Source organism: Embleya sp. NBC_00896 (assembly GCF_045207785.1).
Classification (GTDB): Bacteria; Actinomycetota; Actinomycetes; order Streptomycetales; family Streptomycetaceae; genus Embleya.
Genome location: NZ_CP108776.1, coordinates 4,969,734 through 4,993,363, shown reverse-complemented (window position 1 = coordinate 4,993,363; position 23,630 = coordinate 4,969,734). Strand labels below are relative to the sequence as shown.

21 protein-coding genes and 1 riboswitch are annotated in these 23,630 nt (G+C 71.9%); of the genes, 10 read left to right on the top strand and 11 right to left on the bottom strand.

The features are described 5' to 3' along the window. Positions 1–95 precede the first annotated feature (95 nt). A riboswitch (cobalamin riboswitch) is annotated at positions 96–304 on the top strand. Positions 305–331: 27 nt separating this feature from the next. From OG928_RS22730 to OG928_RS22715, 4 genes are read left to right on the top strand one after another with little or no spacing between them, the layout of a single operon-like run. Next, positions 332–1,036 (top strand): energy-coupling factor ABC transporter permease, encoded by a 705-nt coding sequence (locus OG928_RS22730; protein ID WP_406286689.1) that lies wholly within the window; start codon positions 332–334, stop codon positions 1,034–1,036. After that, positions 1,033–1,398 carry an energy-coupling factor ABC transporter substrate-binding protein gene (locus OG928_RS22725; RefSeq protein ID WP_406286687.1) on the top strand — a complete coding sequence of 122 codons (366 nt, stop codon included), beginning with the start codon at positions 1,033–1,035 and terminating at the stop codon, positions 1,396–1,398. Before OG928_RS22730 ends, OG928_RS22725 begins: the two co-directional genes overlap by 4 nt. Positions 1,399–1,401: 3 nt before the next feature. Beyond that, positions 1,402–2,145, top strand: a complete 744-nt coding sequence (gene cbiQ, locus OG928_RS22720) for a cobalt ECF transporter T component CbiQ (RefSeq protein ID WP_406286685.1) — start codon at positions 1,402–1,404, stop codon at positions 2,143–2,145. Next, positions 2,142–2,969 (top strand): energy-coupling factor ABC transporter ATP-binding protein, encoded by an 828-nt coding sequence (locus OG928_RS22715; protein ID WP_406286682.1) that lies wholly within the window; start codon positions 2,142–2,144, stop codon positions 2,967–2,969. The genes cbiQ and OG928_RS22715 overlap by 4 nt, the downstream gene beginning before the upstream one ends. 65 nt (positions 2,970–3,034) lie before the next feature. On the opposite strand, the gene OG928_RS22710 is transcribed toward OG928_RS22715, so the two are convergent. Continuing rightward, positions 3,035–3,916, bottom strand: coding sequence for a sigma-70 family RNA polymerase sigma factor (locus OG928_RS22710; RefSeq protein ID WP_406286680.1), 882 nt, complete (start codon positions 3,914–3,916; stop codon positions 3,035–3,037). A gap of 93 nt (positions 3,917–4,009) precedes the next feature. Here OG928_RS22710 and OG928_RS22705 point away from each other — a divergent pair, with 93 nt between their 5' ends. Both OG928_RS22705 and OG928_RS22700 read left to right on the top strand, forming a co-directional pair. Next, entirely contained in the window at positions 4,010–4,300 is a 291-nt protein-coding gene (locus OG928_RS22705; RefSeq protein WP_406286679.1) for a hypothetical protein, read from the top strand. 142 nt (positions 4,301–4,442) lie between these two features. Continuing rightward, positions 4,443–5,096 carry an FMN-dependent NADH-azoreductase gene (locus OG928_RS22700; protein WP_406286677.1) on the top strand — a complete coding sequence of 218 codons (654 nt, stop codon included), beginning with the start codon at positions 4,443–4,445 and terminating at the stop codon, positions 5,094–5,096. Between the two features lie 143 nt (positions 5,097–5,239). Here the strand turns inward: OG928_RS22700 and OG928_RS22695 are convergent, their stop codons facing one another. From OG928_RS22695 to OG928_RS22660, 8 genes are all read right to left on the bottom strand, one after another. Further along, complete coding sequence (locus OG928_RS22695; protein WP_406286675.1) at positions 5,240–6,289, bottom strand: PP2C family protein-serine/threonine phosphatase; 1,050 nt, start codon at positions 6,287–6,289, stop codon at positions 5,240–5,242. 115 nt (positions 6,290–6,404) lie between these two features. Then, on the bottom strand, positions 6,405–7,232 hold the full coding sequence (locus OG928_RS22690; protein ID WP_406286674.1) for an Fpg/Nei family DNA glycosylase: 828 nt from the start codon (positions 7,230–7,232) through the stop codon (positions 6,405–6,407). A gap of 123 nt (positions 7,233–7,355) precedes the next feature. Then, complete coding sequence (locus OG928_RS22685; protein ID WP_406286672.1) at positions 7,356–7,823, bottom strand: ribose-5-phosphate isomerase; 468 nt, start codon at positions 7,821–7,823, stop codon at positions 7,356–7,358. A gap of 37 nt (positions 7,824–7,860) precedes the next feature. Next, positions 7,861–8,661, bottom strand: a complete 801-nt coding sequence (locus OG928_RS22680; RefSeq protein ID WP_406286670.1) for a hypothetical protein — start codon at positions 8,659–8,661, stop codon at positions 7,861–7,863. Positions 8,662–8,757: 96 nt separating this feature from the next. Further along, positions 8,758–9,354 carry a biotin transporter BioY gene (locus tag OG928_RS22675; RefSeq protein WP_406286668.1) on the bottom strand — a complete coding sequence of 199 codons (597 nt, stop codon included), beginning with the start codon at positions 9,352–9,354 and terminating at the stop codon, positions 8,758–8,760. Positions 9,355–9,520: 166 nt separating this feature from the next. Continuing rightward, the gene (locus OG928_RS22670; protein ID WP_406291133.1) at positions 9,521–10,918 is read right to left on the bottom strand and encodes an aldehyde dehydrogenase family protein; all 1,398 of its coding nucleotides are present in this window, start codon (positions 10,916–10,918) and stop codon (positions 9,521–9,523) included. Positions 10,919–10,982: 64 nt separating this feature from the next. Then, on the bottom strand, positions 10,983–11,576 hold the full coding sequence (locus OG928_RS22665) for a hypothetical protein (protein ID WP_406286666.1): 594 nt from the start codon (positions 11,574–11,576) through the stop codon (positions 10,983–10,985). A 170-nt stretch (positions 11,577–11,746) separates the two neighbouring features. Then, positions 11,747–12,373 carry a disulfide bond formation protein DsbA gene (locus tag OG928_RS22660; protein WP_406286664.1) on the bottom strand — a complete coding sequence of 209 codons (627 nt, stop codon included), beginning with the start codon at positions 12,371–12,373 and terminating at the stop codon, positions 11,747–11,749. Between the two features lie 310 nt (positions 12,374–12,683). Here OG928_RS22660 and pepN (OG928_RS22655) point away from each other — a divergent pair, with 310 nt between their 5' ends. The 3 genes from pepN (OG928_RS22655) (at position 12,684) to OG928_RS22645 (ending at position 18,292) form a co-directional block, all read left to right on the top strand. Then, the gene (gene pepN / locus OG928_RS22655; RefSeq protein WP_406286662.1) at positions 12,684–15,227 is read left to right on the top strand and encodes an aminopeptidase N; all 2,544 of its coding nucleotides are present in this window, start codon (positions 12,684–12,686) and stop codon (positions 15,225–15,227) included. Positions 15,228–15,318: 91 nt separating this feature from the next. Continuing rightward, entirely contained in the window at positions 15,319–17,865 is a 2,547-nt protein-coding gene (gene pepN, locus OG928_RS22650) for an aminopeptidase N (protein ID WP_406286659.1), read from the top strand. Between the two features lie 256 nt (positions 17,866–18,121). Next, positions 18,122–18,292 (top strand): hypothetical protein, encoded by a 171-nt coding sequence (locus tag OG928_RS22645; RefSeq protein ID WP_406286657.1) that lies wholly within the window; start codon positions 18,122–18,124, stop codon positions 18,290–18,292. Positions 18,293–18,359: 67 nt separating this feature from the next. Here the strand turns inward: OG928_RS22645 and malQ are convergent, their stop codons facing one another. Further along, positions 18,360–20,534: a 4-alpha-glucanotransferase gene (gene malQ / locus OG928_RS22640; protein ID WP_406286654.1), complete on the bottom strand. Its 2,175-nt coding sequence runs from the start codon at positions 20,532–20,534 to the stop codon at positions 18,360–18,362. Between the two features lie 134 nt (positions 20,535–20,668). Further along, the gene (locus tag OG928_RS22635; protein WP_406286651.1) at positions 20,669–21,211 is read right to left on the bottom strand and encodes an HNH endonuclease; all 543 of its coding nucleotides are present in this window, start codon (positions 21,209–21,211) and stop codon (positions 20,669–20,671) included. 190 nt (positions 21,212–21,401) lie between these two features. Between OG928_RS22635 and OG928_RS22630 the strand changes: the two genes are divergently transcribed. Then, positions 21,402–23,567, top strand: a complete 2,166-nt coding sequence (locus OG928_RS22630; RefSeq protein WP_406286648.1) for a prolyl oligopeptidase family protein — start codon at positions 21,402–21,404, stop codon at positions 23,565–23,567. Positions 23,568–23,630: the final 63 nt, after the last annotated feature.

Below are 23,630 nucleotides of genomic sequence, written 5' to 3'. Positions count from 1 at the left end.
CACCCGAGAAAGTCGACATTCCCGCGCACTCCGTCCCAATTGTGGCCTTGCACACGGATCGCAATTGCCACCTTGTCGCCATGTCCATCCGACCACTAGTGTCGGCTCGCCGTGGTGCTCGGGAAGCCGGTTCGATGCCGGCGCGGCCCTCGCCACTGTGATCGGGAAGTTCTCCTCCATCCCCGCCGAAACGTTGATTCGTCGCCTCGGGGAAGCCACTGGGACCGCTTGCGGCCCCGGGAAGGCGGAGACGTGAACGTACGACCCGTCAGCCAGGAGACCGGCCACGGCGATCGTCCGTCCACGAGGTGTTGGAGAGGGACCCTTCCTCATGCATATCGCCGAGGGCTATCTGCCCTGGGAACACGCCGCCGCCTGGGGCGTCGCGTCTGCCCCGTTCGTCGTCTACGGGGCCCGCGCGCTCACCCGCGAGGTCCGCGACAGACCCGAGAACACCCTGCTGCTGGGCGCGTCCGGCGCGTTCTCGTTCGTGCTGTCCGCACTCAAGATCCCGTCCGTCACCGGCAGTTGCTCGCATCCGACCGGTACCGGGCTGGGCGCGATCCTGTTCCGGCCGCCGATCATGGCCGTGCTGGGCACGATCACCCTGCTGTTCCAGGCCCTGTTGCTCGCGCACGGCGGGCTCACCACACTCGGCGCCAACGTGTTCTCGATGGCGATCGTCGGCCCGTGGGCCGGATACGGCGCCTATCGACTGACCCGGATGCTGCTCGACCGGCGCGAGGGCACGCTGCCGCTGGACGTCGCGGTGTTCATGGGCGCCTTCGTCGCGGACCTGAGCACCTACTGCGTCACCAGCGTGCAACTCGCGCTCGCCTTCCCGGACCCGGACAGCGGATTCCTCGGCGCACTGGCCAAGTTCGGCGGCATCTTCTCGCTCACCCAGATCCCGCTCGCGGTCAGCGAGGGCCTGCTGACGGTCCTCGTCGTACGGCTGCTGCGGCAGTCGAGCCGCGGCGATCTGATCCGGCTGGGCGTCGTGCGGGTCGGGTCCGAGGAGGCGAAGGCCAAGTGAAGCGGTCGACGAAGATCAACCTGCTGATCGTGCTGGTCGTGGTGCTGCTCGCGGCGCTGCCCGTGGTGTTCGGGATGGGCGACCACAAGGACGATCCGTTCACGGGCGCCGACAGCCAGGCGGAGACCGCGATCACCGAGAACGACCCGGGCTACGAACCGTGGTTCAGCCCGCTGTACGAACCCCCGTCCGATGAGATCGAGTCCGGCCTCTTCGCCCTCCAGGCGGCGCTCGGCGCGGGCGTGGTCGGGTACATGTTCGGCGTGGTCCGCACCCGCAGGCGACTGGCTCCCGAGGCGGCGGACACCCCCGACGACGAGGCGACGGCCGACGAGACCCCGGTATCGGCCGCGGGGCGCTGACCCGTGCTGCCGATCGACGCGGCGGCGCACGCCAGTTCGTGGCGGCGTCGCCATCCGGCCGAGAAGGCCGTGCTCTCCTTCGGGCTGCTCGGGTGCGCGGTGGCCTTGCCGCCCTGGCCCGGCGCGGTCCTGGTCGCGGTGACCGTGCTGGTCGTCGCGTTCGGGTTCGCCGCGGTGCCGGCCCGACGCCTGTGGCGAGCGGCCCGCGCGCCGCTCGGGTTCGCCGCGACCGGCGCGGTCACGCTGCTCGTGTCCGTCGGCGGCGACGGCGTGGGCTGGGCCGACGACGGGCCGCGGCACGCGGGCGAGTTGCTCGCGCGCACCGGTGCCGCGGGGCTCGCGATGCTGCTGTTCGCGTTCACCACACCCCTGTCGGACGTACTGCCCAGGCTGACCCGGGTGGGTGTGCCCGCGGCGGTCGTGGACGTGGCCGCGGTGATGTACCGGATGTTGTTCCTGCTCTACGACACGACCACGCGGATCAACCAGGCCCAGGCCGGTCGGCTGGGCCATCGGACCCGGCGGGCGCGCTGGCGCTCGGTGGCCGGGCTCGGTTCGGCCGTGTTCGTACACGCGTTCGCGCGGGCGCAGCGCCTGGAGGCGGGCCTCGCGGGGCGCGGCTACGACGGACGCCTGCGCGTGCTCGTGGACGAGGTGCCGATCTCGCGCGCCTTCGTCGCCTACTCCCTGTCCCTCGTGGCGGCGGTCGTCGCTGCCACCCTTCTCCTGGTTTCGGTGCTGCCGTGATTCCGTTGCGAGTCCGAGAGATCGGCTACGCGTACGAGGACGGACCGACCGTGCTGAGCGGTCTGTCCCTCACCATCGCGCAGGGCCGCGCACTCGCCCTGCTCGGACCCAACGGCAGCGGCAAGACCACGCTGCTGCGACTGCTGACCGGGGGTCTGGTCCCGAACGCGGGCACCGTCGAGCTGCGCGGCGAGCCGATTCGGCACGACCGCAAGGGTTTGACCGCGCTGCGCCGGACCGTGCAGCTGGTCGTCCAGGACCCCGACGACCAGCTGTTCTCGGCCTCGGTCGCCCAGGACGTGTCGTTCGGCCCGCTCAACCTCGGGCTCGAACCGGCCGAGGTGCGCTCGCGGGTGGCCGAGGCGCTGACCGCGCTCGACATCACGGCGCTGGCCGAACGGCCCGTGCACCTGCTGTCGTTCGGGCAGCGCAAGCGGGTCGCGATCGCGGGGGCGATCGCCATGCGACCCGAGGTGCTGGTCCTGGACGAGCCGACGGCGGGGTTGGATCCGGCCGGGCAGGAGGCGTTGCTGAACACGCTCGCGGAGCTGCGCGAGGCCGGTACGACGGTGGTGATGGCCACCCACGACGTGGACCTGGCGCTGCGCTGGGCCGACGACGCGGCGGTGCTCGCGCACGGGCGGCTGCACACGGGCCCGGCGGACGATCTGCTCGCGGACACCGAACTGCTGGCCGCGGCCAGCCTGCGCCCGACGTGGGCGCACGCCGCCGCGGCCGTGCTGCGCGCGCACGGGCTGCTGCCGGAGGGCGGATTCCCGCGCACGCCCGCGGAGTTGGCGGCGTTGGCGGTGCGTACGGGCTGACTCGGCGGTGCCCGCGGGCCGACCCCGGCGGCGGCCGGTCGTCACCGGCCGCCGCGCTGCCTCGGTCAGCGCGGGCCCACCGCCAGCGCAAGTCGGTCGAGCCGGGCCGGGTCGGCGATCACGTCGATCTCGGTGATCCGATCGTGCTCGATGACCAGGCGCAGGGCCAGCCGCAGTCGCCCGCCCGGTGCCATGACGATGCCCGGCGCGCCGTCCACGAGCGCCACCTCGCCGATCCGGGCCCGGTGCGCGAACACCCGGGTCTCCTCCGCCACGGCACGGGCGCCGCGGACCACGGTCGCGGTGTCGGCCGGCACCGCGACGCGGTCGACGCGGCGCACCACGTCGGGCGCGAGCAGTTCGACCAAGGTGTCCAGATCACCGCCGCGCGAGGCGGCGAGGAACGCGTCCACGAGGGTGTAGTGCCGGGCGAGATCGGCCTCGCCGACCGTCGCCACTCCGCGCACCCGGCTCCGGGCGCGACTGGCGAGCTTCTTGCTGGCCACCGGTGTACGCCCCACGACCGTCGCGATCTCGTCGAACGGCACCGCGAACAGGTCGTGCAGCACGAAGGCGACCCGCTCGGCCGGACCGAGCCGGTCCAACACGACCAGGAAGGCGAGGCCGACGGTCTCGGCCAGCACCGCCTCGTGCTCGGGCTCGGTCCCGCCCGGCCGTTCGGTGAACGCGTCCTCCGTCGAGGTCAGTGGTTCCTCGCCACGGCTCCGCCGAGTGCGCAGCAGGTCCAGACATACGCGCGCGACCACCGTCGTCAGCCAACCGGCCAGGTTCTCGACCCCGTCGAGGTCGGCCCGGTCGGCCCGCAGCCAGGCGAGCTGCACGGCGTCGTCGGCGTCGTCGAGCGAGCCGAGCATCCGATAGGCCACTCCGCGCAGGTGGTCGCGGTGGGCCTCGAAGCGCTCCGCCAACCCCTCTTGTCGGTTCATCGGTCACCATTCCCGGTCGGCATCCGTCAAAGAGGAGACGAATCACTCCCCGACGATCCCGACCAGCATGGGAAACAACGAATGAGTCTACAGATGGTGCGTTTCACCGCCGACGAGGCACACGTCGCCGACATCGAGAAGGCGATCGAGGCGATGCACGCCGCGATCCGCAGGGCACGGCCGACCGGCGCCCGCTACGCGTCCTGCAAGCTCGCCGACGGCGTGACGTTCGTCAACATGCTGGAACTCGCCGAGGGCGTGGAGAACCCGCTCCGCGGGATCCCCGAGTGTCTGGAGTTCCAGCGGCGGCTCCCGAACTGGCTCGCCGAGCCGCCGGCTCCGGAAACCGTCACCGTCCTGGGGTCCTACCGGCTCTTCGCCTAGGGCCTGTCTTCAATCCCGATCGACTCCTGCCCTCGCCGCCGGCGGTCGTCGTCGCCGACGCCGCCCCGAGGCGAATCGATTCCGCACGCCCGAAACATCCGGCCGCGCTTCTCGCACGGCAATCACCATCAAGGAAAAGCTCATGAAATTCTTCCGCCTCGATTCCAGCATCCACATCGAGGGTTCCGTCACCCGAGCCCTCGCCGACGTGGTGGAGCAGGAGTGGATCCGCGAGTTCCCGGACGCGGAGTTCGTGCACCGCGATCTCGGACTCCACCAGCTGCCCTCGGTCTGGCCCGACGCCGAAGCGCGCCGCGTGGCGCCCGAGGACGCGCTCACCGACGAGCAGCGCGCGGCCTCCGCGCTCGCCGCGGAACTCGTCGACGAGCTCCTCACCTCGGACGCCTACATCTTCGCCGTGCCCATGTACAACTTCGGCGTCCCGCACCAGGTCAAGCAGTGGATCGACATGATCATCACCGACAGTCGAGCCTGCGACGTCAACATCCCGCTGCTCCCGGGCCGCCCGGCCGTGCTGGTCGAGGCCCGCGGCGGAGGGTACACACCGGGCACCCCGCGCGAGGGCTGGAACCACGCCACGCCCTACCTGGAGCGCGTACTCGGCGACATCTGGGGGCTGGACGTCAGCCTCGCGACCGCCGAATTGACCATGGCGCACGCGTATCCCGCGATGGCCGACCTCCGGGACCTGGCCAGGGAGCAACTCGCGGAGGCGCACGCGAGCGCCGGCCGACATGCGCTGGGCATCGCGAAGGGGCTCGGCCAAAGGGCCTGACTCCGCCGGGTGCGGGGGTGGGGTGTGGGGGTGAGGGTGAGAAGGGGGTGGGACGTCGCGGCCGCGGAGGGGGCGGCCGCGGCGGACCGGGGTGGGCGGCGACCCCCGCCCAGCCCGGCGGACCGGCCTGCCCCACCCCCGCCTCAGCGCCTGCGCAGCAGCACCACCGCTCGGTCGTCGCCCACGTTTCGGCCCGCCGTCGCCACGATACGGCGGGCCGCGTCGTGGAAATCGTCCTTCACCAGACGCTCGGCCTCGCCCAGGAGGCGGTCGATGCCCGTGGCGATGTCCTCACCCGGCAGTTCGACCATTCCGTCGGTGAACAGCAAGAGTGCGTCGCCACTGTCCAGCCGGCCCCGCACGCCCTCGAACTTCGCGTTCTCGATGACGCCCAGGAGCGGGCCGACCGCCTCGATCTCCTGCCACTGGCCGGTACCGGCGATCCAGTGCACGCCCGGTGGGTGGCCGGCGGAGATGAGTTCGTACTCGCCCGATTCGAGGTCCAGGACCACGTGTACGGCCGTCGCGAAGCCCTCGGCCCACTCCTGGCGCAGCAGGTAGTCGTTCGCCGCCGGCAGGAACCCGTGCGGGGGCAGCGAGCCGAGCAGGCCACCGAACGCGCCGGACAGCATCAGCGCCCGCGAGCCCGCGGCCAGGCCCTTGCCGGAGACGTCGACGAGCACGACCTCCAGCACGCGCCCGCCGCTCGAACCCCGCGTGGCGACCAGGAAGTCGCCGGAGAACGACTGACCCCCGGCGGGCCGCAGCACCACCTCGGTATGCCATTGCGGCGGCAGTACCGGCATCACCCCCTGCGCCCGCAGCCGGTCCCGCAGGTCGAACAGCATCGACTCGCCACGTGTCCACTGCACGCCCAGGCGGGTCCGCATCCGCGCCATCAGCAGCACGATGGCGCCGATCGCCGCGACCACCACGATCGTGCCGGGGGTGACCTCGTCGGGATCGTGCACCTGGCTCTGCGCGACCAGCACGCCGGCACTCGCCGCGTACAACAGCAGCAGACTCGGCATCCGCAGCACCAGCCCGCCGATCAGGATCGGCACGACCGCCATGGTCGCCGGAAACCACGCCGCGTTCACATCCGACAGCAGCCCACTCACGGTGACCGCGGCCAACAGCCCGGCGAGCGCGAAATGGTCCGACGGGAACACTCGGTATCGCAGCCAGGACACGACGCGACGGCCCCACCGCGCCGGAGCCGCACGCCATCCGGTCCGGCTTGCCCGATTTCCCCTGCTCGTCGGCGCGGCCACCCCGCGACACTACCGAACCGGAATCAACCGGAGGTTACGCCGACGGCTGGCAGGTCGGGCACCAGAACAGATTTCGGCCGACCAACTCGGCGGTCTTGACCGGGGTTTCACAGATCAGGCAGGGAGCCTCGGTGCGCCGGTAGACATACACCTCGCCGCCGTGGTCGTCCTTGCGCGGCTCACGGCCCATCGCCTCGGGGGTGTGCTCGGGCCGCACGGTGTCGATCCGGCCCAGCCGCACGCCCTCGCGCATCAGCGTGACCAGGTCCTCCCACATCGCGTCCCACGTCGCACGCACGAGCCGCCTGCCCGGCAGCTGCGGGTCCACGCCGAACCGGAAGAGCACCTCGGCGCGATAGACGTTGCCCACGCCCGCGAGCACGTCCTGCTCCATCAACAGCGCGCCGATCGGCTTCGTGCTGCGCTCGATCCGTCGCCACGCCGCCGCCGGGTCCGCGTCGGCCCGCAGCGGGTCGGGGCCGAGCCGCGCGTGCACCGCGTCCTTCTCCGCCCGTTCCAGCAGCCGGCACGCGGTCGGCCCGCGCAGGTCGGCCCAGGTCGCGCCGCCCGGCACCTTCGCGGCCATCCTCAGCCGCACCTGGCCGACCGGGTCCGGCAGCTTGTCGCCCTCGCCGAACGAGAACTGCCCGTACAGCCCGAGGTGCACGTGGATGAAGCGCTCGCCGGGGAATTCCAGGAACAGGTGCTTGCCGTGCGCGTCGGTGCCGACCAGCTGCTCGCCGTCGAGCAGCGCCGCGCTCTCCGCGAACCGGCCCTGCGGACTGGTCAGGCGCAGCGCGAGCCCGCCGAAGCGCTCTTCGTGAGTGGTGGCGAGACGGTGAATGGTGTGGCCCTCGGGCATGCGGCCTCCAGCGCAGACGCAAGTCGGGGTGGTGTGTCGGATCCACGTTACCGACCCGCACCGACATGCCGACGCCCTCGATCGGAACGGCCGATCGAGGGCGCCTGGAGGTATCGCCGCGAGCTACGGCAGGGTCGGCAATTCGCCGGTGTTCTCGTACTTGGTGAGCATGTTGATCCGGCGCGTGTGCCGCTCCGCCTCGCTGTACGGCGTGTTCACGAAGACCTCGAGGAACTTCGTGGCGTCGTCGAGCGAGTGCATGCGCGCGCCCATGGAGATCACGTTGGCGTTGTTGTGCTCACGGGCCAGCGACGCGGTCTCCTCGCTCCACACCAGGGCGCAGCGCACGCCCTTGACCTTGTTCGCCGCGATCGCCTCGCCGTTGCCGGAGCCGCCCAGGACGACGCCGAGGCTGCCCGGGTCGGACGCGACGCGCTCTCCGGCGCGGAGGCAGAACACGGGGTAGTCGTAGGAGTCGGCCTGTACGGCCGGGCCGCAGTCGACGGCCTCGTGGCCGTTGGCGTCGAGCCACGCGATGAGGTGCTGCTTGAGGTCGTAGCCGGCATGGTCGGAGCCGAGGTAAACGCGCATGGGCGGCAGTCTCTCAGGCTCGGCCCCGAACGTCCCATCAGGGCCGGTATCCACCGGGTGGCGTGTCCGTTGAGCCGGGCCGGCGCGGCGGCGCGGCGGGCGGCGGGCCGGCCGGGCGGATCGTGGTCGGGGCGTCGTACGGGGCCTGCGGCGGACGGCCGTAGCCCGGGTGGCCGGGGGCGGCGGGCGCACCGGGCGCGCTGGGCACACCGTAGGCGGGGCCGTAGGAGGTGGGTTGGCTGAACACGTTCGGCTGGACGTAGCCGCCCCCGCCGAGCGGGCCCGGCGGCGGGCCGTACGACGCCGACGCCCCGTAGGCCGCGACCGCGGCCAGGCCCACGAGCCACCCGGTCAGCACGCCGAAGTAGGCCCCGGCCTGCATCTGGCTCATCGCGTCCTCGAAGCCCCCGGCACTCAGACGGGGCGCGTCGTCGTCGTGCACGATGGTGAACACGGTCAGGCCGAACACCGTGCCGCCCAGCACCAGCGAGAACCAGCCGAGCACGAACGCCGTGAACCCGCCCGCGCGCTCGCCCAGGCCCCGCGCGCCGAGCGCCAGCACGGCGGCGACCACCACGAGCAGCAACGCGAAGCCGACGTATCCGGCGACGACGTACTTTGTGGTGAAGGTGAAGCGCAACTCGTCCCCGAGTTCGCCCTTGTCCGCGATCCACAGCGGAAAGCTCACGATGCGCAGCAGCACCATGTACCACTTGTGGTCGTCGCTGCTCTCCCCCCATGACTCCTCGAACACCCATTGGTTGCCCAGGCCGGCCACGATGAGGAAGGCGACGATGGTCCCACTGACGACGATGCGCTTGGTTGCCCCCGGTCTCATATCCAGAGGTTAGGCGCCCGCGACCGCCGTTCGCGAGGAAAACTCGGACCCCGCTCCCCGCGCATGGGGAAACGGGGTCCGAATCCCGGCGAAACGTCAGCCGCGCCGGCCGACCAGCTTCCACGCGGCGGGCAGCAGCGCCATCGCGAGCGCGATCTTGACGGCGTCGCCGAACAGGTAGTTCCGCATGCCGATCTCGTACGCCTGCGACATCGAGATCCCGAGGTCGTGCGCGAGGTAGGTGAGTCCGGCGGCGTAGATCACCGCGTTGCCCGACACCATCGTGACCGCGGTGCGCAGCGGGCTGCGGTCGGTGCCGCGCTGGGCCAGGAAGCCGGCGAGAGCCGCCGCGACCACCATGCCGAGCACGTAGCCCAGGGTCGGGAAGCCGGTGCCGGAGGTGCCCTCGGCGAACCACGGCATGCCGGCCGCGCCCAGGCCCAGGTACAGCACCATCGCGGCGAGCCCGCGCCACGCGCCGAGCGCGCTGCCGGCGAGCAGGACGGCGAAGGTCTGGCCGGTCACCGGGACCGGCGAGCCGGGCACGGGGACGGTGACCTGGGCGGCGAGGCCGACGAACGCGGACGCGCCGACCACCAGCGCGGCGTCGCGCACGGCCGCGCCGCGGAAGACGCGGGCCGGCACGAGGTCGGCGAGGACGGGGCGGCGCACGTCGAGAAGGGCAGTGCTCACAGCAGACTCCACACTCTTGGGTTGCGGGACTCTGTGAACCTAACCAACCGATCGTCGGATGATCACGGCGGTGTCGGACAAGGTACTGATCCGTACTTTGTCGAACACGACCGAAATCAAGCCGCCGCCCACGCGCCGCGCACCGCCATCCGTCCCTGACGAATCGTCAGAGCTGCAGGGACTTGACCTCCAGGTACTCCTCGAGCCCGTAGCGCCCGAGCTCGCGCCCGTTGCCGGACTGCTTGTAACCGCCGAACGGGGCAAGCGGGTTGAACGCGCCGCCGTTGATCTCGACCTGGCCCGTCCGCAGCTTGCGCGCGAACGCCACCGCGGCCTCCCGGGTCGGCCCCCACACCGCGCCGGACAGGCCGTACGGGGTGTCGTTCGCGATCCGCTCGGCCTCCTCCTCGGTGTCGTACGGGAGGATCGACAGCACCGGGCCGAAGATCTCCTCGCGCGCGATCGTCATGTCGGCGGTGACGTCGGAGAACACCGTCGGCCGCACGTGGTAGCCGACCTCCGCGCCCTCGGGCCGGTCCGGACCGCCGGCCGCGAGGGTCGCGCCCTCCGCGATGCCCTTGGCGATGTAGCCGCGCACCCGCTCGAACTGGGCCTCGTTGACCAGCGGGCCGAGTCGGTCGGCCATCGCCGTCGCGGCCGTCGCGGCCAGTTCGACCGCGCGCGGCAGGTCGTCGCGGTGCACCAGCATCCGGGTCAGCGCGCTGCAGGTCTGGCCGCTGTTGAGGTAGGCGCCGCCGACGCCCGCCGGCACTGCCTTCTCCAGGTCCGCGCCCGGCAGGATCACGTTGGCGGACTTGCCGCCGAGTTCGAGCGCGACCCGCTTGACGGTCGCCGACGCGAGCTCGGACACGCGGGCGCCGGCCCGGGTCGAGCCGGTGAACGAGATCATGTCCACGTCCGGGTGCACGGCCATGGCCTCGCCGACCACCGGACCCGTGCCGGAGACGAGGTTGACCACGCCCGCCGGGAAGCCCGCGTCGTGCAGGATCTCGAAGAACAGGTGCGCGGCCTGCGGCGCGGCCTCGCTGGCCTTGACCACGATGGTGCAGCCCGCCACCACGGCCGGGCCGAGCTTGTTGGTGATCTGGTGCAGCGGGTAGTTCCACGGGGTGATCGCACCGACCACGCCGACCGGCTCGCGCACGACCAGCGAGGTGCCGATGTTCTCCTCCCAGGGGAACTCCTCGGCGAGCTTGATGTACGACCCGAGCACGGTCAGCGGCAGCCCCACCTGGACCCGCTCCGCCAGCCACCCGGGCGCGCCCATGTCGGCCGTGATCAGCGCGGCCATCTCGCCCGACCGCTCGGCCAGCAGGTCGCGCGCCTTCGCGAGCAGCGCGGCCCGCTCGGTCGGCGGGGTCGCGGCCCAGCCGGGGAACGCGCGCTTGGCGGCGGCGACCGCACGGTCCACGTCGGCGGGCGTGCACTGCGGCACCGTCGCCACGACCTGCTCGGTGTTGGGGTCGACGACGTCGATGGTCTCGGTCGACGAGGGAGCCGTCCAGGCACCGTCGATGTAGATGGTGTCGTAAGCCTTGGTCATGCCGCCGAACTCCTCGTCGCTCGTCACTGGGACGTACCCGAGCGTACGGCGACACGTGTCGGGTCTACAGGGGCACCGGGCCCGAGTTCGACAGCCAGACCAACTCCTCGCTCCGTCCGGTGACCGGAAACTCGCGGGCGAGGCCGACCTCGTGCAGACGGGCGAGCGGCGTGAAGGTCAGCCCGTACTCGCCCTTGTCCTTGTCGAAGCCCCAGTCCTTGTACACCTCGACCCGGTACACCAGCCGCACGTCGGGCAGCGTGAGCGAGCCCGGGACCGCGGTGGTCCCGGGCAGCACCTCGATCCGCCCGGTGATCCGGTACTGGAGCCCGCGCATCGCGAGCCACCAGTCGGTGTCGTCCCCGCGCTTGATCAGTACGCCGTGCCAATGCGTCGTGGTCTCGAACACGCGCTCCGCGCCGCCGCTGTCGTGCCACCGGACCGCCGCGAGCGCCCACCACTCCTCGAAGTGGGTGAGCGCCGCGCGGCGAAACGGCTCGGCCCGCAACGGCTGGGCCGGATCGATCACGAACGGCGCGCCGCGACCCATGAGGTAGTGCCGCAGCGAACCGGCCCCCGTGCGCAGACCCGCGAGTCGCCACAGCGGCACGACCGCGCGCAGCCCGAAGGCGAGCGCGCGGTCGCGCAGGCGCGGCATGCGCGATGCATACGGGGCGTTGCCATTGGGCGTGCGTGGATCCGGCCGTCCGGTTCGGGACGTGTGGATCACGCTGCTCTGGCGTTCCGGAGCCGTCATTTATCCAGATTAGTTAGCTTTGTTTCGCTTTGTACGTGATTCGGTGTCAGATCCACCGAGGTTTCATCCGGTCAGTCGAAGATCGGACCCTGGTCCCGCGTGCGCTTGATCTCGAAGAAGCCCGGCGTACCCGCGACCAGGACGACACCGTCCCAGAGCTTGCCCGCGGCCTCGCCCTTGGGTGCCGGCGTCACCACCGGGCCGAAGAACGACACGCCGTTGACACTGATCACCGGGGTGCCGACGTCCATGCCCACCCGGTCCATGCCGTCGTGGTGCGACTTGATCAGCGCCTCGTCGTACTCGGTCGAGTCGGCGGCGTCGGCGAGCTCGGCGGGCAGCCCGGCCTCGACCAGGGCGGCCTCGATCACCTCGCGCGAGAACTCCTGGCCACCGGGGTGCTTGCGGGTGCCGAGCGCCGTGTAGAGCGGCAGCAGCACCTCGTTGCCGAACCGCTGCTCGGCGGCTATGCACACGCGCACCGGTCCGTAGCCGCGCGCCAGCATCTCCTTGTACTGCTCCGGGATGTCGTCCCGGCCACTGTTGAGCACGGACAGGCTCATCACGTGCCACTGCACGTCGACCGGCCGGATCTTCTCGACCTCGAGCATCCAGCGGGACGTCATCCACGCCCACGGGCACAGCGGGTCGAACCAGAAGTGGGCGACGTCGCGGGCTGATCCGTTGTCGTTGGTCACTGCGGAGTTCCTCTCGAACCTGATGTGTCGTTCATGGTGATGTGTGCGCAGCCGGAACGGCCGAACGGCGGAGTGCCCGTCATCAAGGCTGCAACTCGTCACCCGACCCTGCCATTCCTTGGGATCGAAGGCAGTGTGTTCGAATCGAGAGCGCTGTGTTCAGATCATGGGACGTCTTCGCTTCGAGGGCGTCGTCCGCGCATCGAAGGCATTGTCGGCGCCGTGCCGCGGTCGCCGAGAACTCCGCCGACAGGTCCGCCCCGGTCGTGAAAGGATCGGCCGGGACCGCAGCCAACCAGGGAGTGATCCAGTGCCCGGCAGGAACCTGACCCGCGAGGAGGCCCGCGCGCGGGCCCGGATCCTGAGCGTCGAGGACTACGACGTCAGGCTCGATGTCACCACCGACAGCACGGAGACGTTCCGCTCCGAGACGGTGCTCCGTTTCGAGTGCAGCGAGGCGGGCGCGTCCACGTTCGTGGACCTGCTCGCCCCCGGGGTACACGAGGTCGTGCTCAACGGCCGCGAGCTCGATCCCGCGCAGGTCTTCGACGGCACGCGCGTGGCCGTCGACGGCCTCGTCGAGGGCGCCAACGAACTGCGCGTGCTCGCCTCGTGCGCCTACAGCCGCACCGGCGAGGGCCTGCACCGCTTCGTCGACCCGGTCGACGACCGGGTCTACCTCTACACCCAGTACGAACCGGCCGACTCGCGTCGGGTGTTCGCGAACTTCGAGCAGCCCGACCTCAAGGCGTCCTTCCGCTTCTCGGTGACCGCGCCGGCCGACTGGCACGTCGTGTCGAACTCGACCTCGCCCGCGCCGGAGCCGGTGCGCGAGGGGGTCGCGCGCTGGGACTTCGCCCCGACGCCGCGGATCTCGACCTACCTGACGGCGGTCGTGGCCGGCCCGTACCACGCGGTCTTCGACAGCTACACGAGCGCGGACGGCCTGGTCGTCCCGCTCGGCGGGTTCTGCCGCGCGTCGCTCGCGGAGGCGTTCGACCACGAGGAGATCTTCGAGGTCACCCGTCAGGGCCTGGACCTGTTCCACGACCGGTTCGGCTTCCCGTATCCGTTCGGCAAGTACGACCAGCTCTTCGTCCCCGAGTACAACCTCGGCGCGATGGAGAACCCGGGCGCGGTCACCTTCACCGAGGACTTCGTCTTCCGCTCCAAGGTCACCGACACCTCGCGCGAGACGCGCGCCAACGTGATCCTGCACGAGATGGCGCACATGTGGTTCGGCGACCTGGTCACCCCGCGCTGGTGGGACGACCTGTGGCTGAAGGAGTCCTTCGCGGACTTCATGGGCGCGTACGCGCAGGGAGCGGCCACCCGCTGGACGGACGCCTGGACGACCTTCGCCGCGCGCCGCAAGGACTGGGCGTACCGCCAGGACCAGTTGCCGACCACCCACCCGATCGTGGCGGTGATCGACGACCTGGAGGACGCCAAGCTCAACTTCGACGGCATCACCTACGCCAAGGGCGCGTCGGTGCTCAAGCAGCTCGTCGCCTACGTCGGCGAGGACGCCTTCTTCGCGGGCGTCCGGTCGTACTTCCAAAAGCACGCGTGGGGCAACACCACCCTCGGCGACTTCCTCTCCGCCCTGGAGGAGACCTCGGGCCGCGACCTCAAGTCGTGGTCGGCGGACTGGCTGGAGACCTCCGGCGTCAACACGCTGCGGCCAGCGATCGAGACCGACGCGGACGGGGTGATCACCTCGTTCGCGGTGCTCCAGGAGGCGTCGCCGGCGTTCCCGACGCTGCGTCCGCACCGGATCGCGATCGGCCTGTACGACGGCGCCGAGCGGATCGCGCGCGTCGAGGTCGACGTGGTCGGCGAGCGCACCGAGGTGCCCGAGCTGGTCGGCCGGACCCGCACCCCGCTGATCCTGCTCAACGACGACGACCTCACCTACGCGAAGGTGCGCTTCGACGCGCGGTCGTGGCAGGCGGTCCTGGACTCGCTCGGCGAACCGGACTCCTCCCTCGCCCGCGCGGTGTGCTGGAGCGCGGCGTGGGACATGACCCGCGACGGCGAGCTGCCGGCGCGCGACTACCTCGCGCTCGTGCTGCGGCACGCCGGCCGCGAGCGTGACGTGGGCGTCGTGCAGAAGCTCCACGTACAGGTCAAGACCGGCCTGGACCGCTACGCCGACCCGGCCTTCCGGGCCGAGGGCCTGGGTCTGCTCGCGGCCGCCGCGCTCACCGAGCTGCGCGCGGCCGAGCCGGGCGGCGACCACCAGCTCGCGTGGGCCCGCTGCCTGGCCTCGACCTCCTCGACACCGGCCGAACTCGCGTTCCTGCGCGACCTGTTGACCGGCGAGCAGCAGGTCGACGGGCTCACCATGGACACCGAGCTGCGCTGGGCCATGCTGGGCGCGCTGTGCGCGGGCGGCGCCGCCGACGAGCCCGACATCGCCGCCGAGCTCGAGCGCGACGGCACCGCGGCCGGCCGACGGCACGCCATCGAGTGCCGTGCGGCCCGACCGACCGCCGAGGCCAAGGCCGAGGCCTGGCGGCTCGTGGTGGAGACCGACGAGCTGCCGAACGCGATGCTCAACGCGGTGATCGCGGGCTTCGCGACACCCGGCCAGGAGGAGCTGACCGACGCCTACACCGACCGCTACTTCGCCGCCCTCGCGTCGGTGTGGCGGGATCGCTCGATCGAGATCGCGCGCCGGATCGTGGTCGGTCTGTACCCGTCCGGTCGGATCGACCCCGACACACTGCGCCGGACCGACGAGTGGTTGGCCGCGGTCGAGCCGGCGCCGGCCCTCAGGCGCCTGGTCCTGGAATGCCGCGACGACGTCACCCGGGCCCTCAAGGCCCGCGGGCGCGACCGACGCGGCTGAGTCCGTCCTCCGGACCCCGCCGTCACCCTCGGCGGGGTCCGTCCCCTCGGCCGCCCACCCTCGGCGGCGCCAATCCCACTAGGAGCGCAGCGTGCCCGGTACCAACCTGACGCGTGACGAAGCCCGCGAGCGGGCTCGGATCCTGTCCGTCGACGCGTACGACATCGCCCTCGACCTGACCGGTACGGGGACCACCTTCCCGTCCACGACCGTTCTGCGGTTCGGGTGCAACGAGCCCGGCGCGGCGACGTTCGTCGATCTCGTGGCGCCCGAGGTGCACGAGATCACCCTCAACGGCAAGGCGCTCGACGTCGCCTCGGTGTACGCCGACAGCCGGATCGCGCTGACCGACCTGGCCGAGCACAACGAGCTGCGGGTCGTCGCCTCGTGCGCGTACATGAACACCGGTGAGGGCCTGCACCGCTTCGTCGACCCGGTCGACGGCAAGACCTACCTCTACACCCAGTTCGAGGTGGCCGACGCGCGTCGGGTCTTCGCCAACTTCGAACAGCCGGACCTCAAGGCCACGTTCGCGTTCACGATCACCGCGCCGAGCGACTGGCAGGTGGTCGGCTGCTCGCCCACCCCCGCACCCGCGGCCGCCGCCGACGGCGCCTCGGTGTGGGCGTTCGAGCCGACGCCGCGGATCTCCACGTACATCACCGCGCTGGTCGCGGGGCACTACCACGCGGTGCACGACAGCTACACGGCCGCGGACGGCACCGTGGTCCCGCTCGGCGTGTACTGCCGGTCCTCGCTCGCGCCGTACCTGGACGCGCAGAACATCTTCGACGTCACCAAGCAGGGTTTCGACTACTTCCTGGAGCAGTTCGACTTCCCGTACCCGTTCGGCAAGTACGACCAGCTCTTCGTGCCGGAGTACAACGCGGGCGCGATGGAGAACGCGGGCTGCGTGACGATCCTGGAGGACTACGTCTTCCGCTCGAAGGTCACCGACACGTCGTACGAGACGCGCGCGGAGACCATCCTGCACGAGCTCGCGCACATGTGGTTCGGCGACCTGGTCACCATGCAGTGGTGGGACGACCTGTGGCTGAACGAGTCGTTCGCGACCTACGCGTCGGTGCGCTGCCAGGCCGAGGTGACCCGCTGGTCGCACGCGTGGGCGACGTTCGGCAACCGGATGAAGACCTGGGCCTACCGGCAGGACCAGCTGCCGTCCACGCACCCGATCTTCGCCGACATCCGCGACCTGGAGGACGTCGAGGTCAACTTCGACGGCATCACCTACGCCAAGGGCGCGTCGGTGCTCAAGCAGCTGGTCGCCTACGTCGGCAGTGAGAACTTCTTCGCGGGCGTGCGGACGTACTTCAAGCGGCACGCGTGGGGCAACAGCCGGCTCGCCGACCTGCTGGGCGCGCTGGAGGAGACCTCCGGTCGCGACCTGAAGGCATGGTCGCGCGAGTGGTTGGAGACCGCGGGCGTCAACACGCTGCGGCCCGCGATCGAGACCTCGAGCGACGGCGTGATCTCGTCGTTCGCGGTGCTTCAGGAGGCTCCGGAGGCGTGGCCGACGCTGCGCTCGCACCGGATCGCGATCGGCTTCTACGACCGCACCGACGAGGGCCTGGTCCGCACCCACCGGATCGAGCTGGACATCACCGGCGCGCGCACCGAGGTCGAGGCGCTCGTCGGCCGGGCCCGGCCCGACGTCGTGCTGCTCAACGACGACGACCTGACGTACACGAAGATCCGGCTCGACGAGGCCTCGCTGGCGTTCGTCACGGACGCGATCGGCGAGTTCGTCGACCCGCTGCCGCGCGCGCTGTGCTGGGCCGCCGCGTGGGACATGACGCGCGACGCCGAGATGGCGGCGCGCGACTACCTCAAGCTCGTGCTGGCCGGCGCGGGTGCCGAGAAGGACATCAACATCGTCCAGTCGCTCCAGCGCCAGGTCACCAGCGCCCTGGAGCTGTACGCCGACCCCGCGCACCGCGAGCGCTCGGTGGCCGAACTGGCGGTCGCGGCGGAGCGGTTCCTGCGCGCGGCCGAGCCGGGCAGCGACCACCAGCTCGCCTGGACCCGCTGCCTGGCGTCGGTCGCCGCCCGGCCGGACCACCTGGCGATCCTGCGCGGCCTGCTCGACGGCAGCGAGAAGATCGAGGGTCTGGCCGTCGACGCGGACCTGCGCTGGGCGCTGCTGTTGCGGCTGTCCGCGACGGGCGTGGCGAGCGACGCCGACGTGGACGCCGAGCTGGAGCGCGACAGCACCGCGGCCGGGCAGCGGCACGCGGCGGCCTGCCGCGCGGCGCGGCCGACCACGGCGGCCAAGGACGAGGCGTGGGCGTCGGTGATCGACTCCGACAGCCTGCCCAACGCGATCCAGGCGGCGGTGATCGGCGGTTTCGTCCAGCCCGCCCAGCGCGACCTGCTCGCGGCGTACACCGACCGGTACTTCGCCGCGATCGCCGCCGTGTGGGCGAGCCGCACGAACGAGATCGCCCAGCAGATCGTGATCGGTCTGTACCCGACGCTCCAGGTCTCGCAGGACACCCTGGACCGCACCGACGCGTGGCTCGCGGCCGGGGAGCACCCTGCGGGTCTGCGGCGCCTGGTGCTCGAAAGCCGCGATGGTGTGGCCCGGGCGCTTCGGGCGCGGGCGCGCGACGCTCGGTAGGTCGTGGTGGGCGGCCTGCGGCCCGCTCGGCCTCAAACGCCGGCCGGGCTGATTCGACCCGGCCTTCGGCCGAGGTGGCCTCAGACGCCGGCCGGGCCATGGGAATGGCCCGGCCGGCGATCGAGGCTGCCGGCCGGGCGGTTTGCACGGAAGGGTCAACCCGGTGCGTGTGCGTGGCCGACGGCCCGGTAGCGTGGGTTTCGTGGTGAACAGGAATGCTCTTCGTGCCGGGGCCGTGACGGCCGTTGTTACGCTCATGTCGCTGATTTCGGCGCCGGCGTTCGCGAACATTCGCGACGACGGCGACGAGCCGGGTGCCGAGATGGGCATCGGTGCGACCCTCGCCCTCTTCGTGGGCGTGCCGGTCCTGGCGTTCGTGATCATCGCGGGTCTCGTGATGCTCCCGGGCATCCGCAAGAAGCACTGACTTTCGACCGTAGCCGCCGATCGGGCCAAGACCCGATCGGCGGCTTCGGCGCGTCCGGGGCCGGGGACTACATCCCGCGGAACGCCCGGGCCAGCGAGACCCCCCTCGGGTTGACCGGCAGGTCCTCCAGGTAGACGTGCCGGCCCTCGGCGTCGGCCACCGGCAGCAGCCAGTTGGGGTACTGGTTCCAGGTGCCCGGCAGGTTCTGCGGGCGGCGGTCGCCGACCCCGTCCGGCAGCCACACCCCGAGCAGCTTGCACGGCGTCGCGGCGAGCAGTCGGTGCAGGGCCTCGATCGTCTCGCGCTCGCCCGCGCCGGGCCGCAGATAGCCGCGCCGGCGCAACAGTTCGAGCCATTGCTCGCGATCGGCGAGGTCCTCGGCCCGCTCGGTGTCCGCGTCGCGCGCCAGCAGGTGCAGGCGCTCCCACAGGTCGATGTGCTCGCCCGCGAGCCGCGCCGCGGTGGGCGGCAGGTCGTGTGTCGTGACGGTCGCGAGCGAGGTCTCCCGCCACTGCTCGGGCGGCAACGGCCGACCCTTGTCGTCGCGTTCGAACCACAGCACGGAGGTGCCGAGGATGCCGCGCTCGGCGAGGTGGGTACGCACCCACGGCTCGACCGTGCCCAGGTCCTCGCCGATCACCACGGCGCCCGCGCGATGCGCCTCGAGCGCGAGGATGCCGACCATCGCCTCGTGGTCGTAGCGCACGTACGCGCCTTCGGTGGGGCTGTTGCCCTTGGGCACCCACCAGAACCGGAACAGCCCGAGCACGTGGTCCACCCGCACCGCGCCGGCGTGCCGAAACACCGCGCGCAGCAGCTCGCGGTAGGGCGCGTAGCCCGCCTCCGCGAGCCGCAGCGGATGCCACGGGGGCTGGTTCCAGTCCTGCCCGAGCTGGTTCATCGCGTCCGGCGGCGCGCCACCGGTGGCGCCGAGCGCGAGCACCCCGCCGCCGCGCGCGGACCCGAGCACCCACGCGTCGGCGCCGTCGGGGTGTACGCCGACCGCGAGGTCGTGCACGATGCCCACCGGCATGCCCGCGTCGGTCGCCGCACGCTGCGCGGACCGCAGCTGTTCGGCCAGCACCCACTGGGTCCAGCGGTGGAAGTCGATCGTGCCCGCCAGCCGGGCCCGTTCCGCCTCGACCGCGGCCGAGTCCGGGTCGTGCAGGTCCGCCGGCCAGGTCCGCCAGGACGGCCCGTACTCCTCGACCAGCGCGCACCAGGTGGCGAAGTCGGTGAGCCACTGGCCCTCGCGCTCGATGAACGCCCGGTAGTCGGCGTCCCGGCCGATGCTGCGCGGCACCTTGTGCACCAGCGCGAGCGCCTCGCGCTTGGCCACCCGGACCGCGTCCCGATCCAGGTGCTCGGCGCCGTCGTGCCCGTCGCCCGCCTCGGCCTTGAGCTCCTCGGCGACCGCGCGCTCGACAGGGGTCAGGTAGGCGAACTCGGGGACGGCCTCGACCCGTACGTACATCGGGTCCGGGAACCGGCGGCTGACCGGCAGGTAGGGCGAGGGCTCCACGGGTGGCACCGGCGACGCCGCGTGCAGCGGGTTGACCAGCACGAAGCCGGCGCCCTGGGTGCGGGCCGACCACACCGCGAGGTCGGCCAGGTCGGCGAGGTCGCCGATGCCCCACGAGCGGCGCGAGGGCAGCGAGTAGAGCTGGACCATGTACCCCCACGCGCGGGTCGCGAGGGTGGGCAGCACGGCCGGGGTGATCGCGATCGGGCAGGACGCGCGGATGCCCTCGCCGGCCACGCTCGGCACTCCCCCCGAGCCGAGCTCGACCTCCGGCAGCGGCAGACAACGCGCGTGCAGCGTGTGCCAACCCAGCGGCAGGTCGCCGGGGATCCGGTGCGCCCCGCCGACGTCGTCGAGCGATCCGCGGCCGGGGCCGGGGCCGACGTCACGCCGGACCCCGCCGTTCTCCAACTCGATCCACAGGTCGACGCGGTGCCCGGTCGGCACGTTGACGGTGAATCCGGACTCTCGCCCGGAGCGCAACACGAGCACGGGCGGCAGCAGTCGGGCCCGGCGCTCCTCGTCGTGCGCGGCCAGGGCGGCCCGCGCGGCCTCGGGGGTCGACGCGTCCACCCCGAGCGCGCCCAGTACCGCTATGACCGTCGCGGGGTCGGCGTGCACGGCGTCGCCGCGCCAACCCTGATACTCCGTGGCCACCCCGTACGCGGAGGCGAGCCGGACCAATTCGGGAGACAACTGCGATGCGCGTGGTTCCTCCATGCCCGCGAGCATCGCACCCGAACGGCCCGCCCGTGGGCGTGTCCGACCGACACGCGCGCAGGTGTGTCGGGTCCCTCGGGGAACCCGCCGACACAAAAAAGGCGACGGGCTCCCCTGAGGAAATCCGCCGCCTTCTAGGCGCTCGCAACCTGGTCGAAATGGTCGAAGCCCGCTTCCTGCGCACCGTACGGCGCCAGGTATGGCTCCCAGCGTGGATCGCGGAACCCGGTTCCCAGGATCCGCCACGCCAGGCCGGTGGGTTGGGATGGGGTACGCGGCATTCGCCAGCCCAGTTCGGCGATGTACCGGTCGCTCTTGACGTGATTGCAGCGTCGGCACGCCGACACCACGTTGTCCCACGTGTGCTGCCCGCCGCGGCTGCGCGGGACGACGTGGTCGACGCTGGTGGCGGCGCTTCCGCAGTAGACACAACGCCCTCCGTCGCGGGCGAACAGCGCCCGGCGCGTGAGCGGTACTTGGCCCCGAAAGGGGATGCGGACGAAACGGGTCAGTCTGACGACACTCGGAACGGGGATCTGGGTGTTGGCGCTGTGCAGGATGGTGCCTGTTTCTTCCAGGCACATTGCCTTGTCGTTCAGCACGAGGATCAGTGCGCGGCGAACGGGCACCACGCACAGGGGCTCGTACGACGCGTTGAGGACCAGCGAATGCGGCACGTATGCCTCCCTGTGACGCCGGCGGCGCGTGGCTCGCGCCGGGGACGATCGGCCTCCAGTGTCCATGGCGGGATACCCCCCGCGCTACCAGGAATCGACAAGGTCACAGAGCGTTCACCTGCACGAGTGGCCGCGCGTGGCGGGGTCGTGACGGTCCGCACGGGTCGGCGCCGGCGTCTAGGGTGCGCCCATGACGCGCTCTGTGCAGCCCGCGGAACACGCCCCCGACGAGACCTCGCGCGCCCCCGCCGCCGCCCGTGGCGACACGGTCGACGTGCTGTTCGGCCGCCCCGTTCCGGACCCCTATCGGGCCCTCGAGGAGGCGGATTCGCCGACCACCCGCGCGTGGTCCGCGGCGCAGGACGAGTGGTTCCACGCGCATGTGGACCATCTGGCCGGACGCGACCGGCTGCGGACGCGGCTCGGCGAGCTGCTCGCGACCGGGATGACGGGGCTGCCGTGCTGGCGCGGCGAGCGGCACTTCCTGGTCCGACGCGATCCGGGCAGCGAGCACGCGATCCTGTTCGTGGTCGAGCCGGACGGGACCGAGCGCGCGCTCGTGGATCCGGTCGCGATCGATCCGGCGGGCACCACGACGCTCGACCAGTGGGTGCCCTCCGACGAGGGCGACCGGCTCGCGTACCTGCTCTCCAGCGGCGGCGACGAGGAGTCGCGGCTGTACGTGCTCGACGTCGACACCGGGACGCGGATCGAGGGCCCGATCGAACGCGTGCGCGACACGTCGATCGCCTGGCTGTCGGGCGGCGAGGCGTTCTACATGGTGCGCCGGCTGCCCCCGGACGCGGTGCCCGAGGGCGAGGAGCAGCACCACCGCCGGGTGTACCTGCACCGGGTCGGCACGGACCCGGTCGAGGACAGCGAGGTGTTCGGGGCGGGCAGCGAGCCGGGCACCTACTTCGGCGTCGGCGTCTCGCCCGACGGGCGCTGGCTCACCGTGTCCTCGTCGCCGGGCACCGCCCCGCGCAACGACCTGTGGCTGGCGGACCTCGGCGCGGGCGATCCGGGCCGGCCCGAACTGCGGCCGGTGACCGTCGGCCTGGACGCGCTCACGGGGGCTCGGGTGGGCCGGGACGGGCGGCTGTACGTGTTCACCGACCTGGACGCGCCGCGCGGCCGGCTGTGCGTGGCCGACCCGGCGGCGCCCGGGCCCGCGGGCTGGCGCGACCTGATCGCGGAGGAGCCGGACGCGGTGCTGTCCGGCTTCGCGATCCTGGACGGGCCGGAAGCGCCCCAGCCGGTGCTGCTGGTGACCCGGACCCGGCACGCGGTGGGCGAACTGACGGCGTGTGATCCGACGACGGGCCACGCGATCGCGCGGCTGCCGATGCCGGGCGGCTCGCCGGGGTCGATCGGCGGCCTGGCCGAGCGGCCCGAGGGCGGGCACGAGGCGTGGTTCGGCTGGTCGGACTACACCGCGCCGGCCGCGGTGCTGCGCTACGACGCGCGCACCGGCGCGATCGACACCTGGGCCACCGCGCCCGGCAGCGCGACGCTGCCCGACGTACACGTGCACCAGGAGTCGTACACGTCGGCGGACGGCGAGACGGTACGGATGTTCGTGATCGCGCCGACCGCGGCCCCGGATCGACCGCGGCCCGCCGTGCTGTACGGGTACGGCGGCTTCGGCATCTCGCTCGGCCCCGCCTATTCGGCCGGTGTGCTCGCGTGGGTCGAGGCCGGCGGCGTGTACGCGATCGCGAATCTGCGCGGCGGCACAGAGGAGGGCGAGGAGTGGCATCGAGCCGGGATGCGGGGGCACAAGCAACGCGTGTTCGACGATTTCCACGCCGCGGCGGAACACCTGACCACACGCGGATGGAGCGCGCCCGACCGCCTCGCCGCGTCCGGCGGATCCAACGGCGGGCTGCTCGTCGGCGCCGCGCTGACCCAGCGACCGGAGTTGTACGCGGCGGTCGCGTGCTCGATGCCGCTGCTCGACATGGTCCGCTACGAGCGCTTCGGGCTCGGGCGGTTGTGGTCCGACGAGTACGGCAGCGCGGAGGTGCCGGAGGAACTCGACTGGCTCCTCGGCTACTCGCCCTATCACCGCGTGCGCGCCGGCGTGGACTATCCGGCCGTGCTGTTCACCGTGTTCGACGGCGACAGCCGGGTGGACCCGCTGCACGCGCGCAAGATGTGCGCGGCCCTGCAGCACGCGAGCGCCGGCGACCGCCCGGTGCTGTTGCGGGCCGAGGCCGAGGTCGGCCACGCGGCCCGCTCGGTCACCCGCACGATCGAGCTGAACGTGGACACGCTGTCCTTCCTGGCCGCCCGGACGGGTCTGGACCTGGACGGCCCGAGCGCACGCGAAAGCGGAGAAGGCAGTGATCGGTGACATAGCGCACGAAGCAGATGTATCGCACGGGTGCCTGCCGCCTCGTGACTACTGTGGGGACGA

Bases quoted from the DNA above. Each gene is read 5' to 3' on its own strand.
- OG928_RS22730 (WP_406286689.1), top strand. From the start codon at position 332: ATGCATATCGCCGAGGGCTATCTGCCCTGGGAACACGCCGCCGCCTGG.
- OG928_RS22710 (WP_406286680.1), bottom strand. From the start codon at position 3,916: ATGAACCGACAAGAGGGGTTGGCGGAGCGCTTCGAGGCCCACCGCGAC.
- OG928_RS22705 (WP_406286679.1), top strand. From the start codon at position 4,010: ATGGTGCGTTTCACCGCCGACGAGGCACACGTCGCCGACATCGAGAAG.
- OG928_RS22700 (WP_406286677.1), top strand. From the start codon at position 4,443: ATGAAATTCTTCCGCCTCGATTCCAGCATCCACATCGAGGGTTCCGTC.
- OG928_RS22690 (WP_406286674.1), bottom strand. From the start codon at position 7,232: ATGCCCGAGGGCCACACCATTCACCGTCTCGCCACCACTCACGAAGAG.
- OG928_RS22685 (WP_406286672.1), bottom strand. From the start codon at position 7,823: ATGCGCGTTTACCTCGGCTCCGACCATGCCGGCTACGACCTCAAGCAG.
- OG928_RS22680 (WP_406286670.1), bottom strand. From the start codon at position 8,661: ATGAGACCGGGGGCAACCAAGCGCATCGTCGTCAGTGGGACCATCGTC.
- OG928_RS22670 (WP_406291133.1), bottom strand. From the start codon at position 10,918: ATGACCAAGGCTTACGACACCATCTACATCGACGGTGCCTGGACGGCT.
- OG928_RS22665 (WP_406286666.1), bottom strand. From the start codon at position 11,576: ATGCCGCGCCTGCGCGACCGCGCGCTCGCCTTCGGGCTGCGCGCGGTC.
- OG928_RS22645 (WP_406286657.1), top strand. From the start codon at position 18,122: ATGTCGCTGATTTCGGCGCCGGCGTTCGCGAACATTCGCGACGACGGC.
- malQ (WP_406286654.1), bottom strand. From the start codon at position 20,534: ATGGAGGAACCACGCGCATCGCAGTTGTCTCCCGAATTGGTCCGGCTC.
- OG928_RS22630 (WP_406286648.1), top strand. From the start codon at position 21,402: ATGACGCGCTCTGTGCAGCCCGCGGAACACGCCCCCGACGAGACCTCG.